At 57.9% G+C, this 4442-nt stretch carries 6 protein-coding genes, 1 tRNA gene and 1 pseudogene; 5 read left to right on the top strand and 3 right to left on the bottom strand.

Annotated features, from left to right (window positions below; genetic code table 11):
* Positions 1 to 48 precede the first annotated feature (48 nt).
* From QZ268_RS09020 to QZ268_RS09005, 4 genes are read left to right on the top strand one after another with little or no spacing between them, the layout of a single operon-like run.
* Positions 49 to 309, top strand: a complete 261-nt coding sequence (locus QZ268_RS09020) for a hypothetical protein (protein ID WP_295451256.1) — start codon at positions 49 to 51, stop codon at positions 307 to 309.
* A 7-nt stretch (positions 310 to 316) separates the two neighbouring features.
* Complete coding sequence (locus QZ268_RS09015; RefSeq protein ID WP_295451253.1) at positions 317 to 1000, top strand: hypothetical protein; 684 nt, start codon at positions 317 to 319, stop codon at positions 998 to 1000.
* Positions 993 to 1193, top strand: coding sequence for a hypothetical protein (locus QZ268_RS09010; RefSeq protein WP_154665428.1), 201 nt, complete (start codon positions 993 to 995; stop codon positions 1191 to 1193). Before QZ268_RS09015 ends, QZ268_RS09010 begins: the two co-directional genes overlap by 8 nt.
* On the top strand, positions 1168 to 2214 hold the full coding sequence (locus QZ268_RS09005) for a site-specific integrase (protein WP_295451249.1): 1047 nt from the start codon (positions 1168 to 1170) through the stop codon (positions 2212 to 2214). The genes QZ268_RS09010 and QZ268_RS09005 overlap by 26 nt, the downstream gene beginning before the upstream one ends.
* A gap of 56 nt (positions 2215 to 2270) precedes the next feature.
* On the opposite strand, the gene QZ268_RS09000 is transcribed toward QZ268_RS09005, so the two are convergent.
* A tRNA-Trp gene (locus QZ268_RS09000) sits at positions 2271 to 2346 on the bottom strand.
* Positions 2347 to 2488: 142 nt separating this feature from the next.
* Here QZ268_RS09000 and QZ268_RS08995 point away from each other — a divergent pair.
* Positions 2489 to 3184, top strand: a complete 696-nt coding sequence (locus QZ268_RS08995; RefSeq protein ID WP_295451245.1) for a DUF374 domain-containing protein — start codon at positions 2489 to 2491, stop codon at positions 3182 to 3184.
* Positions 3185 to 3234: 50 nt separating this feature from the next.
* On the opposite strand, the gene QZ268_RS08990 is transcribed toward QZ268_RS08995, so the two are convergent.
* Entirely contained in the window at positions 3235 to 3975 is a 741-nt protein-coding gene (locus QZ268_RS08990; protein ID WP_295451243.1) for a hypothetical protein, read from the bottom strand.
* A gap of 199 nt (positions 3976 to 4174) precedes the next feature.
* A pseudogene (tuf, locus tag QZ268_RS08985) lies at positions 4175 to 4442 on the bottom strand (elongation factor Tu); the annotation flags it as partial.

The following is a 4442-nucleotide window of genomic DNA, read 5'->3' as shown; positions in this document are numbered from 1 at the left end:
ATTTGGTCTGGCCGCATCCAAGCCCCCAGAAAGCATGGGTAAATGACCATGAAACACGCCCCGACTGATTTCGTCCGTGCACTTGCTGCTGCTGTACAGGCAGAGATGCCAGCCCCTCGCCAAGAAAAGCCGTTCGGCCTCGGCGCGCCCTGGATGCATCACGCCACCCCGGAAGAATTTGAACGCCTTGCGCGCCTTCACAGCCGGATCTTGCGTAAAGAACTGGCGCTTGCAGCCATGCGTGAAGAACGCGCCGGCATCATGCGGCGCAGTATCCGCCGCATGCGACGTGCCGCAGGAAAAGACTAGGACCACAATGAAACAGCTAAAAGTTCTGATCGGCTGCGAAACCAGCGGCGCGGTGCGCCGGGCATTCCTTGAGCGCGGCCATGACGCCTGGTCCTGTGATCTGTTGCCCGCGCAAGATCGCAGCAACCGTCACATGCAATGCGATGTGCGCGAGGTGCTGGGTATGGGCTGGGATCTGCTGGCCGTGATGCACCCGCCCTGCACCCGGCTGTGCAACAGCGGCGTACGCTGGCTGCACCAGCCCCCAAAAGGACGCAGCCTCGCAGAGATGTGGGCAGACCTCGATGAAGGCGCCGCGCTGTTTTCTGCCTGCTGGAATGCACCGATCGCGCGCGTCGCGGTGGAAAATCCGGTGATGCACAAACACGCAAAACAGCGGATCGAGAACTTTCAGCCCGCTGCCCAACATGTGCAGCCCTGGTGGTTTGGGGAGCCCGCCTTCAAGGCTACAGGGCTTTACCTGCGCGGGTTGCCCAAGCTCACCCCCACAAACAAGCTGACACCGCCTGAGAAAGGCACAGAGACCCACAAACGCTGGTCCGCCATCCACCGCGCCCCACCGGGCGAACTGCGCTGGCAGATCCGCAGCAAGACATTCCCAGGCATTGCCAATGCCATGGCAGATCAGTGGGGCCGTCATGCCACCAAACAAGAATATACAGCGGTACAGCCAGAGAGCGGACATGGGTAAACAACAAAACTTTAGCGCTGCCCAGATCAAACGATTTGTCACCGCTGCCCGCTCTGCCGATCCAAATGCCATAGTAGAGATTGTGACGGCTGCAGGAACGGTCCGCATTTTACCGGAATCCGAACCCGTTGCGGATTCCCCATTCGACAAGTGGAAAGCCAACCGCAATGAGAGTGAAACTCAAAGGTACTAACCAAATCACCAAACGCCTCGCAAACGGCAAGAGCGTTACCTACTACTATGCTTGGAAAGGTGGACCGCGTCTCCCAGGGAAACCTGGCGACCCAGAATTCATCGAAGCTTACAACAAAGCCATTGGCCAAAAGGCCGAATCTAGGTCGGACACCATCCAATCGCTATTAAACCGCTACCAGGACACCCCGAAATGGGGAGGCCTCGCGGAGCGCACAAAGAAAGACTACTGCTCTCACATTCGAAAGATTGAAACAGCCTTTGGAGATTTTCCGATCTCCGCCCTTGCTGATCGCCGCGCTCGCGCGGCGTTCCTCGAATGGCGAGACACAATGGCTACAACGTCGAGGCGGCAGGCAGACTATGTGTTTGCCACTTTTGCCTCTATTCTCGCTTGGGCCTATGACCGGGGTCTGACCGACGCAAACCCCTGTGAGAAACCCGGAAAGCTGTACCGATCTGGACGTGCTGAACGCATCTGGACCCAAGCAGACGAAAGCGCGTTACTTGCAATCGCCCCCGCACGAATTCAGATGGCCTATTTAATGGCGGCCTGGACCGGCCAGCGACAAGGCGACCTATTGCGCCTGCCTTGGGATGCCTACGATGGAACCCATATCCGCCTAATCCAAAGCAAAACACAACGCCGTGTGGTCATTCCCGTGGCTTCCACCCTTCGATCTGTTCTGGACAAGGAAGCAAAGAGGCGGACCGCCACGACGATCCTGACAACATCAAGGGGCACCTCGTGGACATCGCATGGGTTCAGTGCGTCATGGCGCAAAACGCTGGCGAAGGCGAAGATCTCTGGCCTAACATTTCACGACCTGAGGGGCACTGCGGTCACACGGCTAGCAATTGCAGGGTGTGAAGTTCCAGAAATTGCGACAATCACCGGCCACAGCCTGAAAGATGTCGGAGCAATTTTGGATGCGCACTACTTGAGCCGCAATACACAACTCGCAGAATCTGCGATCATGAAGCTGGAGCGCCATGACAAAAAGACAAAGATCCCCAACTAAAGCCCCAACCGATCAGAGTCAGTCTGCCTAGAGTAATGATAAGTGATTGATTTTACTGGCAGGGGCATCAGGGTTCGAACCCGAGACCTACGGTTTTGGAGACCGTCGCTCTACCAACTGAGCTATACCCCTGCAGTGCCGGTGTTCCTAAGCCACCTCTCGCTGACTCGCAAGAGGGAAATCAGCAGAAACCCTTGGCTTTTTGCCCCAACGCGCAACCAGACTGGCTCTTGCCGGTTCAGTATTCTATGACAGTCGAAAAAGGGATCGACTTTTGAGCCTACGAAAGAAAATTGCCGACAGCCCTCGTTTCAATCGGATGATTGAAGGGCTCTTTGCCCGCTATGTCAGCTTTGCCTTCCAGACATCGCGCTGGCAGCGCTCTGGCTGTGAAGACATGGATGCGGCTGTGGCCAGCGGCGCGCCGGTGATTTTTGTACTTTGGCATCAGCGGTTGATTATGGCGCCCTTTATCTTTGACACCTCTTTGGGCCGCATCTGCGCCCTGACATCCGCAGCACGCGCCGGGCGGTTGGCCGGGCAGATCCTGGTGCGCCTGGGGTTTGAAACCATCCCGATGTCGAGCCACAAACGCCATGTTGCCCTGTCTCGCGAAGTGCTGCGCCGTACCAAAGAGGGCTGCGCCATCGGCATTGCCGCAGATGGCCCCCGTGGCCCTGCGCGTGTCAGCTCTGGGGTTCCCATCACCTGGGCGCGGATGACCGGCTGCCGGGTCTTTACCGTCGCCTTTGCCGAACGCCGGGTGCTGAAAATGCCCACCTGGGACAAACAGATGTTGCCCCTGCCCTTTTCGCGCGGCGTGCTGATCTGCCAGGAATGGACCGACCCGGTGCCGAAAAAGCCCAACGAGGACGAGGCCGAGGCCCTGCGGCTCAGCTTGCAAGCCGCGCTGGATGAGATCACCGATCAAGCCGACCGCGCAGTCGGGCGCCCCCCCGAACCAAGATAGCAGAGCAACCTCAGGAAGCCCCCCTTAGCCTCAACCTAAGAGGTTCGACTTCAAGAGCTACCAATGCTGATCTTGCCCGCGGCAGATCGGCGCTTTTGCACAAGCTTTACAGTGCCAAAGACAAGGCTGAGGCCCGCCAGGACCATCAACACACGCGCCCAGAATCTATTGGCTTCCGCTGCCCGCACCAATTCTGCGCGACGCCCGTCCAGATAGGGGCTGATGAGGACCAGATGCTCCCCAATCTCGTAACCCAAGCGATTGAACCTGCTGCGATAGCGCTGTAACTCCTTTTGCACGCGCTGGTCGGTAAAAGGCACGTTGTCATAGCGCCCATGCAGCGGCAGCTGCGTCCCTGCCTCTAAACCTGCGCGAACCAGATGCAACAGCTGCTCGCGCTCGCTCTTTCCGGCAAAGGCGAGCCCCGCAATCCGATCCTCGGCGGTGGACAACAGTGGGAACACTGTGAAGTCCATAACGGATACCCCATCAAAAGCGATGGCGGGCAGGTCCTCGGACCATCTGGCCTGAACCAAAATTTCATTCATCGGACCAAGATCCCGACTGGCATCAAAGTCTTCGACCAAAACAAGCGGCGCGCGTGGGGGATCGGTATCAGCGACGACATTCTCCATCGCAATTTGGTATTTTGCGTACTCTGGCCCCATGAGCCTTAGCAGGAAATAGGCCAGAAAAAAGAAGGCCCACCATGGCACACGTTTGAACAGCCAGATCACCAGGGCGCCTTGCCACCCCACCAGAATCCAGAACAGAAATTTTAAAACCGGCATTTAGTCTTCCCTCGGGAACCGTCTATGTCCTGTTCCTGCTCCCTATGGTGCCTCCCACCTGCTGCGGTAGCAATGCAAAAAGGGCGCCCCTGGGGGCGCCCTTTTGTAGACTTCACCTGTGTGGTTTTCGGGACATTCGCGCCTTGGCGCGAATACCCTGTCACCACCGGCCAGAACCCCAGCAAGCTGGGCTTCGACCTTACTCGGTGATTTTGGAAACGACGCCGGCACCAACGGTGCGGCCGCCTTCGCGGATGGCGAAGCGCAGACCGGCTTCCATCGCGATGGGGGCGATCAGTTCAACGTCGAACTTCAGGTTGTCGCCAGGCATAACCATTTCGGTGCCTTCGGGCAGGGTCACGGTGCCGGTGACGTCAGTAGTCCGGAAGTAGAACTGAGGACGGTAGTTGGCGAAGAACGGCGTGTGACGACCACCTTCATCCTTGGTCAGGATATAGGCTTCGGCT

This window comes from uncultured Pseudophaeobacter sp., assembly GCA_905479575.1.
Lineage (GTDB): Bacteria > Pseudomonadota > Alphaproteobacteria > Rhodobacterales > Rhodobacteraceae > Pseudophaeobacter.
Note: the sequence above shows the minus strand (reverse complement) of the source record. Positions and strands in the feature narration are given on the sequence as shown.